11 protein-coding genes and 1 pseudogene are annotated in these 13,598 nt (G+C 61.3%); 7 read left to right on the plus strand and 5 right to left on the minus strand.

The annotated features are described in order from the left end of the window. Window positions 1-308: 308 nt before the first annotated feature. The gene (locus ACFJIU_RS13725) at window positions 309-1,559 is read right to left on the minus strand and encodes an N-acetylmuramoyl-L-alanine amidase (RefSeq protein ID WP_379072331.1); all 1,251 of its coding nucleotides are present in this window, start codon (window positions 1,557-1,559) and stop codon (window positions 309-311) included. Between the two features lie 638 nt (window positions 1,560-2,197). On the opposite strand from ACFJIU_RS13725, the gene ACFJIU_RS13730 reads away from it, so the two are divergent. After that, a complete protein-coding gene (locus ACFJIU_RS13730) occupies window positions 2,198-5,005 on the plus strand; it encodes a ribonuclease E/G (protein WP_379072334.1) in 2,808 nt (935 codons plus the stop codon). A 90-nt stretch (window positions 5,006-5,095) separates the two neighbouring features. On the opposite strand, the gene ACFJIU_RS13735 is transcribed toward ACFJIU_RS13730, so the two are convergent. Both ACFJIU_RS13735 and ACFJIU_RS13740 read right to left on the minus strand, forming a co-directional pair. Next, window positions 5,096-5,332, minus strand: a complete 237-nt coding sequence (locus ACFJIU_RS13735; RefSeq protein ID WP_129415695.1) for a DUF378 domain-containing protein — start codon at window positions 5,330-5,332, stop codon at window positions 5,096-5,098. Window positions 5,333-5,434: 102 nt separating this feature from the next. After that, window positions 5,435-6,583 carry a pyridoxal phosphate-dependent aminotransferase gene (locus ACFJIU_RS13740; protein WP_379072336.1) on the minus strand — a complete coding sequence of 383 codons (1,149 nt, stop codon included), beginning with the start codon at window positions 6,581-6,583 and terminating at the stop codon, window positions 5,435-5,437. 156 nt (window positions 6,584-6,739) lie between these two features. On the opposite strand from ACFJIU_RS13740, the gene ACFJIU_RS13745 reads away from it, so the two are divergent. The 6 genes and pseudogenes from ACFJIU_RS13745 (at window position 6,740) to aat (ending at window position 12,211) form a co-directional block, all read left to right on the plus strand. Next, window positions 6,740-8,143 (plus strand): M48 family metalloprotease, encoded by a 1,404-nt coding sequence (locus ACFJIU_RS13745; protein ID WP_379072339.1) that lies wholly within the window; start codon window positions 6,740-6,742, stop codon window positions 8,141-8,143. 62 nt (window positions 8,144-8,205) lie between these two features. After that, window positions 8,206-8,976 (plus strand): DsbA family protein, encoded by a 771-nt coding sequence (locus ACFJIU_RS13750; RefSeq protein ID WP_326895698.1) that lies wholly within the window; start codon window positions 8,206-8,208, stop codon window positions 8,974-8,976. A 163-nt stretch (window positions 8,977-9,139) separates the two neighbouring features. Then, on the plus strand, window positions 9,140-9,574 hold the full coding sequence (aroQ, locus tag ACFJIU_RS13755) for a type II 3-dehydroquinate dehydratase (protein ID WP_379072342.1): 435 nt from the start codon (window positions 9,140-9,142) through the stop codon (window positions 9,572-9,574). A 28-nt stretch (window positions 9,575-9,602) separates the two neighbouring features. Continuing rightward, window positions 9,603-10,067: an acetyl-CoA carboxylase biotin carboxyl carrier protein gene (gene accB / locus ACFJIU_RS13760; RefSeq protein ID WP_379072345.1), complete on the plus strand. Its 465-nt coding sequence runs from the start codon at window positions 9,603-9,605 to the stop codon at window positions 10,065-10,067. 18 nt (window positions 10,068-10,085) lie between these two features. Then, on the plus strand, window positions 10,086-11,429 hold the full coding sequence (accC, locus tag ACFJIU_RS13765; RefSeq protein WP_379072348.1) for an acetyl-CoA carboxylase biotin carboxylase subunit: 1,344 nt from the start codon (window positions 10,086-10,088) through the stop codon (window positions 11,427-11,429). A 154-nt stretch (window positions 11,430-11,583) separates the two neighbouring features. Then, a pseudogene (gene aat, locus ACFJIU_RS13770) lies at window positions 11,584-12,211 on the plus strand (leucyl/phenylalanyl-tRNA--protein transferase). Between the two features lie 16 nt (window positions 12,212-12,227). Here the strand turns inward: aat and ACFJIU_RS13775 are convergent. Together ACFJIU_RS13775 and ACFJIU_RS13780 are read right to left on the minus strand one after the other, a co-directional pair. Continuing rightward, window positions 12,228-12,890, minus strand: a complete 663-nt coding sequence (locus ACFJIU_RS13775; RefSeq protein ID WP_379072351.1) for a DUF2155 domain-containing protein — start codon at window positions 12,888-12,890, stop codon at window positions 12,228-12,230. A 109-nt stretch (window positions 12,891-12,999) separates the two neighbouring features. Next, on the minus strand, window positions 13,000-13,398 hold the full coding sequence (locus tag ACFJIU_RS13780) for an NADH:ubiquinone oxidoreductase subunit NDUFA12 (RefSeq protein ID WP_129415701.1): 399 nt from the start codon (window positions 13,396-13,398) through the stop codon (window positions 13,000-13,002). Between the last annotated feature and the right edge of the window lie 200 nt (window positions 13,399-13,598).

Genomic DNA, 13,598 nt, shown 5'->3' on the forward strand with positions numbered 1-13,598 from the left:
GTCCGTGGCCCAGGATTTCCCTAGCGCATGGTCCCGGGAATCGAAATCGATTTCCCGGCGCTCCTGCGCCGCTTCATACGCTACGGCAATCCTTGCGTCCTGCCCTTGCATGAGACGCCATAAACGATACTGCCTGCCACGCAAGGCTCGGGAACCACCCGGCCGTTCGCCACCCATTGTCGCGGCGATGTGGGTAAATTGCGGCAATCGCAAATTTCCTGGCCAATCGGCCGGAATATTAACACCCGGTGTTGTCGAGGTGCAACGCTGCCAAAGGCTAACAGCGCCCTGCTCCCATTTCAGCAGGCTTATCCGCCCGCATTGACCCGCGACGCAGCAAAAGCCGACACCGCCTTGCTGATGCTGTCGGCCGCCTTGCCACGCCATTCCGGGTTGGTGAGTTGCGCCTCGTCCTTCGCGTTCGACAGATAGCCCAGTTCGACCAGAACCGACGGCACGTCCGGCGCCTTGAGCACGCGGAAGCCGGCGAAGCGGTGCGGGTTGTTGATCAGCCCGACACTGTTGCCGAGCTCGCCGACCAGCGTCTGGGCAAAACTCATCGAGAAGGAATGGGTCTCGCGGCGGATCAGATCGATCAGGATATCGGTGACTTCCTGACTGTCTTCCTTGATCTCCATGCCGGCGAACTGGTCGGACAGATTTTCCCGATCAGCCAGGGCCTGCGCTTCCGGATCGGAGGCCTTGTCCGAGACGGTGTAGACCGTGGCGCCACGGATGCCCTTCAGGCGAATGGTGTCGGCATGGATGGAGATGAACAGATTGGCGCCGCGCTGTCGGGCGATACGCACCCTGTCATCCAGGCGCAGGAAGGTGTCGTCCTCGCGGGTAAGCGAGATGTCATATTTGCCTTCCGCCAAAAGCCTGTCGCGCAGCTCCTTGGCGAAGGCCAAGGTGACATTTTTTTCGACCGTACCGTTCAATCCCTCGGCGCCACCATCGACGCCACCATGGCCGGGATCGATGACAATGGTGAATTTGTGGGAGGCTGCAGCAGGAACAGGCTTGGCGAGACGCTCTCGCTTGTCCGGAGAAACGGTCGAGGCCGTCGTCACCGCCTGGTCAGCGAGTGCCGCATCGAACTCGCGATCCGAAACGGCCGAGATGTCGACCGCCATGCGATAGCCGGAACCATCTTCGTTCTTGAGCACATCCAGCTTGTCGACGCGGAACGGCCCCTTGCTGATCAGGATCAGCCGCGAAGCCCCCGCCTCGATCTGGCCATAACGCACGCTCTTGATGAGCCCACGGGCTTTGAGATCCCTGGCGCTGAAAGCCAGCTTGGAGTTGGGAACATCGATGACCAGCCGGTGCGGACCGCGCAGCAGGAACCAGCGCGGATTTGGCTCGCGATCGAAATCGACGACGACGCGCATCTTGGTGGCGTCACCGGCCATCTTGTAGCCGGTCGCTGCGAGCGGAACCTCGGCGGCGCGCGCAATCGCCGGAAGGATCAGGCTCGCGAACACGACGAACAGAGCGCAGCATAGTACGCCGACCCAGCCGCCGAGCCTCTTGTTCGTGATTGCTTTCAGCCCCATCTCAATTCCAGTCGCCGCCGATTCATCGAACCAGCCCGGTTGTTCGGTCGAAGACGCGCTTAAGCGGTAAACTCGATTAACGATTGGTATCCAGAGAAGGTTAACCAAGCCTTTTCAAGAGCGATTTCGTTGAGGGAACAGCCCTTTGCCGGCATGGAAATCGGGGTTGCCTTCCTACGCGTCAAATCATAAAAGCGATGGTGGGTCACTGCAATCCAGGGACAACCTTTCCCCTCAGCTTTCTGCTGGGTTCAAGGTGAGAGGCAGGTCATCGCCAAAGCGGCGGGAATGCAGGTGATCGCGATGATTTTCGCAGGTGCTCGCCAGAGGCGGGGGGAAGTGCCTGCGGCAGGAAAACGGCAAGGGTTGCACCGCGCCGGCTCGACAGGAGCAAAACAAGCTGGTCCGGGTTTCCGGGCTTAGGTTCAAAAAGGTCCGTTCGGTTTTGACGGTTTCAGGTACTGCATTGGAAAGGTCCGCATTCAACCGCGCCAACATGGCTGCGGGCGGCACCGCCATGACCCTGAAGCGGCCCACTGCGGACGCACAAACATCCGGCACTCACGCGCAAACAGCATCACGGCAGCGGGCATCATCCCGTCGGTCGCGGCTGGCGGCTGCCGGGAGGAAACATAATAATGCCCAACAAGATGCTAATCGACGCCTCCCACCCGGAGGAAACACGCGTAGTCGTCGTTCGCGGTAACCGTATCGAAGAATTCGACTTCGAATCGCAGGACAAGAAGCAGCTCAAAGGAAACATCTACCTTGCCCGCGTCACGCGGGTTGAGCCGTCGTTGCAGGCGGCGTTCGTGGAATATGGCGGCAACCGCCATGGCTTCCTGGCTTTCAGCGAAATCCATCCTGATTACTACCAGATACCCGTTGCTGACCGTCAGGCGCTGTTGCGCGCCGAAGCGCAGGAGCATGAGGATGAAGACGAGGACGAAAACGGCGAGAATGGCGACGATCGCCAGGAGCGCAATCGCGGGCGGCGCGGCCGCCGTCGCGGACGCAATCGCGACCGCGGTGAGCGCAAGCGTGACGCCGCAGCCAGCGAAATCGATGAAACAGGCGATGAGGCAGTAGCGGCCGACGAAAGCGCCGATGATGTCGAAACCGTCGAGCCGAACGACAACGGCGATGCCGAAGAAGGCGCAAAAGGCGGCTCGATTGCTGCCAGTGTCGAAGTCGATGTGATTTCGGAAGAGGTCGCGCAGGAAAGCCGTGAAGAACAGCCTCACGCCTCTGAGGACGTTCACAGCGACGAAGTCGCACCTGCCGCCGATGCCGATCGTGGCACGCTGGAAGAAGTGGCCTCCTCTCATTCCGATGATCACGAGATCGAATCGGTTGGCGCCGAGGACGCGCTCGAGGAAATCCGCGATCGGCGCAGGCCGGTGCGCAAGCAGTACAAGATCCAGGAAGTCATCAAGCGTCGCCAGATCCTGCTGGTCCAGGTCGTCAAGGAAGAGCGCGGCAACAAGGGCGCCGCTCTGACCACCTACCTGTCGCTGGCTGGCCGTTATTCCGTCCTGATGCCAAACACTGCCCGCGGTGGCGGCATCTCGCGCAAGATCACCAACGCCCAGGACCGCAAGCGTCTCAAGGAAGTGGTGGCCGACCTCGAAGTTCCGCAGGGCATGGGTGTGATCCTGCGCACCGCCGGCGAAAGCCGAACCAAGGCCGAAATCAAGCGCGACTACGAATACCTCATGCGGTTGTGGGAGAACGTCCGCAACCTGACGCTCAAGTCCACCGCACCCGCGCTGGTCTATGAAGAAGGGTCGCTGATCAAGCGCTCGGTGCGCGATCTCTACAACAAGGAGATCGACGAGATCCTTGTCGCAGGCGAGGACGGTTATCGCGAGGCGAAGGACTTCATGCGCATGCTGATGCCCAGCCATGCCAAGATGGTCCAGCCCTATCGCGATACTTCGCCGATCTTCGCGCGCAACGGCATCGAGGCACAGCTCGACAAGATGCTGCAACCGCAGGTGACGCTGAAGAGCGGCGGCTACCTGATCATCAACCAGACCGAGGCGCTGGTTTCGATCGACGTGAACTCGGGCCGCTCGACGCGTGAGCACTCGATCGAAGACACTGCGCTGCAGACAAATCTGGAAGCCGCCGAAGAAGTGGCCCGCCAGTTGCGACTGCGCGATCTTGCCGGCCTGATCGTCATCGACTTCATCGACATGGAAGAGAACAGGAACAATCGGGCTGTCGAGAAGAAGCTGAAGGATTGCCTGAAGAACGATCGCGCCCGCATCCAGGTCGGCCGCATTTCGCATTTCGGCCTGATGGAGATGAGCCGTCAGCGTATTCGTGCCAGCGTGCTGGAATCGACCATGAAACCTTGCCCGCATTGCGGTGGCACCGGCCATGTTCGTTCCGATTCCTCCGTCGCGCTGCTTGTCGTGCGTGCCATCGAGGAATTCCTGCTCAAGGATTCGCGCAGCCACATCACCGTTCGCACCCCGGCAGCGACCGCGCTATACGTGCTCAACCACAAGCGCTCCACGCTGGTCGAACTGGAAACGCGCTTCGGCTTGACGATCACTGTCGAAGCTGACGAGACCGTCGGATCTCAGCACTATGCCATCGCGCGCGGTGCAATCGCCGAGAAGCCGGAAGGCTTCCTAGAGGCGAAGCCGCAGCCGATCCCGGTCGAACCCGAAGAGCCGGAAGACGAGATCATCGTCGAGGACGAGGACGAGACCGAAGAAGATCAGCCCCGCCAGGAACAGCAACAGGCACGCGAAGGCGACAGCCAGCGCGACCGCAAGCGTCGTCGGCGCAGGCGTCGTCGCGGCGGCCGCGATCGCGATCAGGCGGCCACGGAAGCAGGCGATGAAGGCGCGGCTGCTGACGACGAGGAAATCGGCGAAGAAAGTGATGCCGCCGCCGTTGAAGCCGTGGCGGAGGTCGAGGCGATCGTTGTCGCAGAAGAGAACGACGACGAACCGGCCAAGAAACGCCGGCGCGGCAAGCGCGGCGGCAAGCGCAGCCGCAAGGAAGATGGCGAGACTGGCGACGATGCGGCAGAGGCTGCTGCCACGGCCGACAGCGAAACCGTGACCGCCGAAGCCGTCGCCGAAGCTGTGGTGGTCGAGCCGGAACCCGCACCTGCCGTGGAGGAAGCTCCGGCCGAAAAGCCGAAAAAGCCGCGCCGTACAGCAAAGTCGAAGAAGGCCGAAGCCGCCGAGGCAGCAGCGGCGGAGGTCGCGACCGAACCGGCCGTCGACATCGTCGTCGAGACGGCTGCGTCTGAGGCCAAGGATGTTCCCGCCGGGAAAAAACCTCGCGCGTCGCGCCGCAAGACTGCTAGCGCGGAGACGCCGGCTGCACCTGTCGTTTCTTCCACGGTCGAAGCGGAAGCTGAAGAAGCAGTCGAAGAAAAGCCGAAGCGTGGCGGCTGGTGGCAGCGCAAGGGCTTCTTCTGAGTCGACTATCCGGCCTCGGCGGAGAAACCGTCAGAGCGTATAAGAAAGCGGCGGCACCAGGTGCCGCCGCTTTTTTCATCTTGGACGCGTTTAGTGATGGCGGATATGCCGTTCCGCCGAAACCTCACCTTCGCTGAACGCCTGTACGAACGGCATGAGCTGCCATACGGCCGAAAGGCCGATGATGACAGAAACCAGCCGGGCGAGCGGGGTTCCGGTGCCTCCGGACAGCATTCCGAGGACATCGTAGCCCGCAACGCCCATGACCAGCCAGTTCAGGCCGCCAATGATGATCAGGACGAGGGTGACAAGGTTCATGGCGCGCATCGGTGCCTCCATGAGTTGTTGCCTGACGCTAAAACGCACTCCGCCGCTGCGGGTTCCTGCAGTCGCGAAATCGTGATGGGCGTAAGACCACCCTGGCCTTGCCTATTTCAGCCAGTGCTCCAGTCGGGCCACGGCTTCCACCATCTCTTCATGGCTGCCTGCGTAGGAGAAGCGCATGTAGCGATGTCCCTGCAGCGGATCGAAATCCCGACCAGGCGTGGCGGCGACGTGGGCTTCGGCCAACATCTTGCCTGCAAATGTCATGCTGTCATTGGTGAGGCGCGAGACATCGCAGAAAGCGTAGAACGCGCCATCCATTGGCGCGGCAAGCACGAACCCCAGTTCGGGCAGGCGTTTCATCAGCAGTTCACGGTTCCAGGCATAACGCGCCTTCACCACTTCCAACTGCTCGGTCGCCCTAAAGGCCTCCATGGCAGCCACCTGCGAAAGCTCCGGCGCGGAGATGTAAAGGCTCTGCGCGATACGCTCGACCGGTCTCACCAGTTTTTCCGGCAACACCATCCAGCCGATACGCCAGCCGGTCATGCAGTAATATTTGGAGAAGGAGTTGATCACCGTGACGTCGTGGCCAAAGGCCAGCGCGGTGGTGTCGGGTGCGCCATAGGCCAGCCGATGGTAGATCTCATCGGAGATCACCGCGATGCCGAGCCGGTCCGCCGTTTCGACCAGCGCCTTCAACGCCTCGACAGGAATGACCGCACCGGTAGGATTGGCCGGACTGGCAAACAGCACGCCCTTCAAGGGCTTTTCGGCGTGCGCACTCACCAGATGTTCGGCGTGGAGATACGCTGCGCCTTCCAGCTCGATCTCAACCACCTCAATGCCGAGCGCTGCCATGATGTTGCGATAGGCCGGATAGCCGGGTGCAGCGATGGCAACACGATCGCCGGCGTCGAACATGGCTAGAAACGCCAGATTAAAGGCAGCAGAAGAGCCGGTCGTGACAGCGATCCGTTCCGGCGTGACCTCGATCTGGTAGTGGTCGCGATAGTGGTCGGCGATGGCACGACGCAAGCCGGCCAGGCCGAGTGCGTCGGTATAGCCGATGCGGCCGCTCTTCAAGGCGGCGGCGGCTGCCTCGCGCACGATGGCGGGGGCGGGATCGGATGGCTGGCCGACGGCCATGGAAATCACCGATACGCCTTCGGCCCTCAATTTGTTGGCACCAGCCAGAACATCCATGGCGTGGAACGGCTCGACGTCTCCGCGCCGTGACAATGAAACAACCATTCTTGGGCAAAACTCCTATTCAAGACGCCCCCGCCATCCGCGGCCGGCTGCCGGACCGTGCCGCACAAATGCCCGATTGATGGGGATCACAAGTTCAGCAAGTTTTCGCGCGCCGGCTTTTCATCGTCAACCGCCTCGTCTACCAGTGTATGCATCATGCTAAGCCTCTCACGTCCCGGAAAGACGATCACAAGGACCGTGCGCGCCCTGGCGACGTTGGCGCTTGGCGCGGCTATCGCCGTCTCCGGCACTGTAAATGCTTTTGCGCAGAACGTGCCGGTCGTGCGGGATGCCGAGATCGAGGCGCTGGTGCGCGATTACGCCAAGCCGATTTTCAAGGCGGCCGGCCTTTCCAATGCCGGCATCCAGATCGTTCTGGTCAATGATCCCAGTTTCAACGCCTTTGTTGCCGGGCGCCGCGTCTTCATCAACACAGGTACGTTGATGCAGGCCGAAACGCCAAACGAGGTAATCGGGGTGCTGGCACACGAAACCGGGCACATTGCCGGCGGCCACCAGCAACGGCTGCGTGAACAGCTCGAGCGTGCCAAGACGATGGCAATCGTCGCCGGCCTGCTTGGTGCCGGCGCGCTGGTGGCAGGCGCGGCCAGCAACAGCAAGGGCCTGGCAGGTGCCGGCATGGGACTCGCCACCGGCGGCACCGAATTGGCGCAGCGTTCGCTGCTTGCCTATCAGCGCGGCGAGGAAATGACGGCGGACCGATCCGCCATTACCTATCTCAACGCCACCGGCCAGTCTGGTGCAGGCATGTTGAAAACCTTCCAACGTTTCCAGAGCGCGCTATCGCTTTCGGGCGCGCGCGTTGATCCTTACCGCGTCAGCCACCCGATGCCGCAAGAGCGTATCTCGAACCTGCAGGAACTGGTGAGCAAGAGCCCTTACCTTGATGCCAAGGATCCCCCTGCCCTGCAGCAGCGCCACAACATGATGCGGGTCAAGATCGCCGCCTTCACGCAAGGCCAGGCGGCCACGTCGCGGCTGCTGCGCAAGAATCCCGATGCGGTTGCGGTGCAGTACGGTGAAGCGATTTCGAACTACCTGAACGGCAATCCAAGTTCCGCGCTGGCCAAGACTGATGCAATGATCAAGTCACAGCCCAAGAACGCCTACCTCCAGGAGTTGCGTGGCGACATCCTGATGAAAGCCAACAAGCCGAAGGAAGCGGCCTCCGCCTATGCCAAGGCTGTCAGCCTCGACCCGGCGAAATCGGGACTTCTTTCCGTATCCTATGGGCAGGCGTTGCTTGCCCAGGGCACACCGGAATCGTTGAAACAGGCCGTCACGCAGCTCTCCAACGGCCTCGAGCGTGACCGCGAGAACGCCGGCGGCTACCGTTTTCTGGCGCAGGCCTATGGCGAACTCGGCGATGTCGGCAAGGCCGAGCTGGCGACGGCCGAAGGTTACTATTACCAGGGCGCCACCAACGACGCCAAAATATTCGCCATGCGTGCGCAGAAGCTTTTGAAGCCGGGCGAACCGGCCTGGGTTCGTGCACAGGACATCATCGGTGCCAAGGCGCCAACCAAGAAATCGAACTGAAGACGGCACGGGCCGCAGGATATGACCCTGCTGCAGCGCCTGAAAGGCAAAGGAAGACGACCATGAACAAGGCCTATCTGCTCAGCACCGCCGGAGCGGCCATTGCCCTTGCCGCCTTTACCTTCGGCTTTACCGCCAGCGACACCCGCCCGGCATCCGCCGACACCAAGCTCGATCGCGCCCAGGTCGAGGAGATTGTCCGCAACTACCTCCTGAAAAACCCGGAAATCCTGCTTGAAGTGCAGGATGCGCTGGAGACCAAGCAGAAGGAGGAACAGAAGCTCGCTGCTTCCGGCGTCATCAAAGAAAACAAGGACGAGATCTTCAACGCCTCGTACGACACCGTCGTCGGCAATCCCAAGGGCAAGATCACGATCGTCGAGTTCTACGACTACAATTGCGGCTTCTGCAAACGCGCCATGGCCGACATGGCCGATCTCACCAAAGCCAACCCCGATCTTCGCTTCGTGCTGAAGGAGTTCCCGATCCTCGGACCGGATTCCCAGAAGGCCCATGTCGTCTCGCAGGCGTTCCAGAAGCTGATGCCGGAGAAGGCGGGTGAATTCCATCTCGAACTCCTCGGTGGCCAGACCCGCGCGACCGAAGAAACCGCCATCAAGATCGCACTGGAGCTCGGCGCCGACGAGGCAAAGCTGCGCGAGGCGATGAAGGATCCAGCCATCATGGAGCGCTTCGCCAAGACCTACGACCTTGCCAACAAGCTCGCCATCACGGGTACCCCCTCCTACGTCATCGGCAATGAGGTGGTGTTTGGCGCGCTCGGCGCGGATGTTCTGACCGAAAAGATCAAGGCCGCAAAGCCCACGCTTTGAGCTTCGCGGAATTGAACGCCCGGACTTGACCAGCTTAAGTCCGGTCAAACCGGCGTTGTGGACAGGCCAAGATCACACTTGCGCTCTTTTCGCCGCCGGTTATGCCCATTATAGAGGTCCGGCGCGCCGGCGATATTCGGCGCGAGGGTAAAGGTAGCCATTTTTGAAAACGGTTTTCGTCCTCAACGGTCCCAATCTCAACATGCTCGGCAAGCGCGAGCCATCGATCTATGGCGACCAGACGCTGGACGACATCGCCGCTGGCTGCGTGAAGGCAGGCAAGGACCTCGGGCTGACCGTCGATTTCCGCCAGTCGAACCATGAAGGCCATCTGGTCGACTGGATCCAGGAAGCAGGCGAAGCTGCTGCCGGGATCGTCATCAATGCCGGCGCATATACCCATACCTCCATCGCCATCCACGACGCCATCCGGGGTGTTGCCCCGCTGCCGGTGGTCGAAGTGCATCTTTCCAACATCCACGCGCGCGAGCCATTCAGGCATGTATCCCGGATCGCACCGCACGCCGTGGGAATGATCTGCGGCTTCGGGCCGCTTGGCTACACGCTGGCGCTGCAAGCGCTCGCCGCCCGCATCTGAAATGGGCGGACAACAAGAAGGGTCGGACATGACGACGAAAAAAACCGGTGTTGACCAGCAGCTGATCCGCGATCTCGCGGGTATCCTGAACGATACCAACCTCACTGAAATCGAAGTCGAGCTCGGCGATCTGAAGCTGCGCGTGTCGCGCCATGCGCCGACCGTGCACGCGGTGGCAGCGCCGGCTCCGGTCTTCGCCCAGGCTGCCGCGCCGCAGGCACCGACTGCTCCCGCCGCACCGAGCGCAGCCGAAGCTGCCAAGAACGCCGTGCCCTCACCGATGGTCGGCACCGCCTATCTTTCCCCCTCGCCCGATGCCAAGCAGTTTGTCGAAATCGGGCAGAAGGTGAAGGAAGGCCAGACGCTGCTGATCATCGAAGCCATGAAGACGATGAACCAGATTCCCTCGCCGCGCGCCGGCACGGTGACGGCGATACTGGTCGAGGACGCGCAGCCGGTAGAATACGGAATGCCGCTCGTCGTGATCGAATAAGGCACGGGGACGGACGGAATGTTCCAGAAGATCCTCATCGCCAATCGCGGCGAAATCGCGCTTCGGGTGCTGCGCGCCTGCAAGGAACTCGGCATCAAGACAGTCGTCGTGCACTCCACCGCCGACGCGGATGCCATGCATGTTCGCCTTGCGGACGAAAGCGTTTGCATCGGCCCGCCGCCTTCGCGCGACAGCTACCTCAACATCCACCAGATCGTTGCCGCCTGCGAAATCACCGGCGCCGATGCAGTGCATCCGGGCTACGGCTTCCTGTCGGAGAACGCCAAGTTCGCCGACATCCTCGCCGCCCACAACATCACTTTCATCGGTCCCTCGGGCGACCATATCCGCATCATGGGCGACAAGATCGAAGCCAAGCGCACCGCCAAGCGCCTCGGCATTCCGGTTGTTCCCGGCTCGGATGGCGCAGTCTCAGAAGAAAAGGAAGCCAAACGCGTTGCCGCGGAGATCGGCTATCCGGTCATCATCAAGGCCTCCGCAGGCGGCGGAGGCCGCGGCATGAAAGTGGCGCGCACCGAGGCAGACCTGGAAGTCGCGCTCGCCACCGCTCGTTCGGAAGCAGGCGCAGCCTTCGGCGACGATGCTGTCTACATCGAGAAATATCTCGAAAAGCCGCGCCACATCGAATTGCAGGTGTTCGGCGACGGCGCCGGCCAGGGCGTGCATTTCGGTGAGCGTGACTGTTCGCTGCAGCGTCGCCACCAGAAGGTATGGGAAGAGGCCAACTCTCCTGCCCTCAACGAGGAAGAGCGAGCCCGCATCGGCGGTATCTGCGCCAACGCTGTCGCCGATCTTGGCTATTCGGGCGCCGGCACCATCGAGTTTCTCTATGAAAACGGCGAATTCTATTTCATCGAGATGAACACCCGCCTGCAGGTGGAGCATCCGGTGACGGAAGCGATCACCGGCATCGATCTGGTGCATGAGCAGATCAGGGTTGCTTCGGGTGGCGGACTTTCGGTGCGGCAGGAAGATATCAAGTTCAACGGCCATGCCATTGAATGCCGCATCAATGCCGAGGACCCGCGCACCTTTACGCCGTCGCCAGGCACCATCACGCATTTCCACACGCCTGGTGGTCTCGGCATCCGCGTCGATTCCGGCGTCTATTCCGGCTACCGCATCCCGCCCTACTACGACAGCTTGATCGGCAAGCTGATCGTGCACGGCCGCAACCGTGTCGAGTGCATGATGCGCCTGCGCCGTGCGCTCGATGAATTCGTTGTCGATGGCATCAAGACTACGCTGCCGTTGTTCCGCGACCTCGTCGGTAACTCCGACATCGCCAATGGCGACTACGACATCCACTGGCTGGAAAAATATCTGGCCAAGACGGAGTGACAGACAATGCGTCCTTCGACGCTTGCCCCGAGGGACGCATCGTTGGATGCGGATGCATTCGAAATAAATCCGGCTCTATCTCTTTGTTTTGGCGCATGATCTTTATCCGAAAAGTCAGCAACTTTTCGAGATCATGCTCGAGCACAACGCTGAAATGACCCGCCCTTTCGCGCCCGGCTATCGCATCCCGACGGACCTGCTGCTCAAGGCCTATGCCTCGGGTGTCTTCCCGATGGCGGAGAGTGCCGATGATCCCGAAGTGTTCTGGGTGCGACCGGAAAAGCGCGGCATCATCCCGCTGGACGGCTTCCATATTCCGGAAGAGTCTTGCCAAGACGATCCGCCGGGCTCCTTTCGATATCCGCTTCGACCATGATATCGCAGCAACAATCGCCGGCTGCGCCGAACAGCGGGATGAGCGCCAGTCGACCTGGATCAACGCACCGATCCGTGAAGCCTATCTGCAACTCGCCCGGATGAGCCACTGCCACTCGGTCGAAGCCTGGCGCGACGATCACCTCGTCGGCGGGCTCTATGGCGTCTCGCTCGGCCGCGTCTTCTTTGGCGAAAGCATGTTTTCGCGGGAGACCGACGCCTCCAAGGTCTGCCTCGTCCATCTGGTCGAGCGGCTCAAGGAGCGCGGCTTTGCCCTGCTCGACACCCAGTTCACCACCGAACATCTGAAACGCTTCGGCGCCGTCGACGTACCGCGCGGCCGCTATGAAAAGATGCTCGCAGCAGCACTGAAAGGCGAAGCGGCATTCAGCCCAAGGGCAGATTGAGATCGCCAGCGGCCGGTCAGTTGGTGGGCTGCTTGCTGTTGACCTTGGCGGGTGCGCCACTGGACGACGGCTTGGCTGCAACAGGCGCGGGCACGTCGGACTTCTGTTTGCAGCCCTTCAGCCACACGTCGTAGACGGCGTGCTCGACAGCGTTGATGCCGGGGCTTTCGGCGAACATCCAGCCTGTGAAGATACGGCGGATCTTGCGGTCAAGCGTGATCTCGTCAACCTCGACGAAGGAATCCGTTTTCGGCGCCTCGGCGCCGGGGCGCGAATAACACACGCGCGGCGTCACCTGCAGCGCACCGAACTGCACCGTCTCGTCGATATAGACGTCGAAATTGATGATGCGGCCGGTGATCTTGTCGATGCCGGAAAATTCGGCGACCGGATTGGCAACGCGTTCAACCTTCACCTCGGGAGCCGGCTTGTTCTGGGCAGGCTGCTTCTGGCCAGGCTGTTCACCCTGAGCCGGTTGTTGAGGCGCTGGTTCCTGGGCCGGTTGCTCCTGGACAGGCTGTCCCTGGTTGGCGTCTGGCTGGATCTCGAACGGTATCTGGGCAGGCGTTTCACCGGCGGGCGGATCCCAGGGCATCTGCTGTGAATTCGCAACAAGCGGGCAAGCAACCACCAGCATTGTTGCCAAGGCGCCGGTCGAAAGGCGGCTGATAGATCTCATACGGACGACCCGTCTTTGGGCAGGTGATTCTCAACGCCCAAAGGTAGAGCGTTCCGGCGAAGCGAACCAGCTAAACGGCAAATGTGGCGAGAACCCGAACCGTGTCTAGTCAGGAACCCGGCGTCCAGGCATCATAGTCGCCGGTCACCTGTGGACGGTGCTGGCTGCCCAGGATCGAGCCCTTCGGCCGGTACGCGGCGGCGGTACCCGTCAGGTTGGGCTCGTGCGGCTTCTGCCATTCGCGCGGCTTGTATGTCTCGTTGACCGGAGCAACATCGACACGGTGGTGAATCCAGCCGTGCCAGCCGGGAGGAATGGCCGAGGCTTCCGACTTATCGGCATAGATCACCCAACGGCGGGTCTGCCCGTCGGAATTGATGCCACCCTCGTAGTAGATGTTGCCGAATTCGTCCTGACCAACTTTCTTGCCATGACGCCAGGTATGGAAACGCGTTCCCAGCGTCTGGCCGTTCCACCAGGTGAAAAACTGCGTCAGAAAGCCTGCCATGCTGGTCCTCGCGGGCGTTTGCCGTTGCCTGCTTATGGCGCCCTGTCGGGCGGAAGGCAAGGGTTAGATCGTCGGGACAATGTGGAGTTCCTGCACCCCTCATCCAGAAACGGGGAAAAATGCCCCTCCATTTCGCATTTGCTCAAATCCATCTCGCACTTGCAAAATAATTAGCCGCTCCGTATCCCTTGGGACGCTCG

Origin of the sequence: Mesorhizobium sp. UC74_2 (assembly GCF_042701485.1) — a bacterium.
GTDB lineage: Bacteria > Pseudomonadota > Alphaproteobacteria > Rhizobiales > Rhizobiaceae > Mesorhizobium.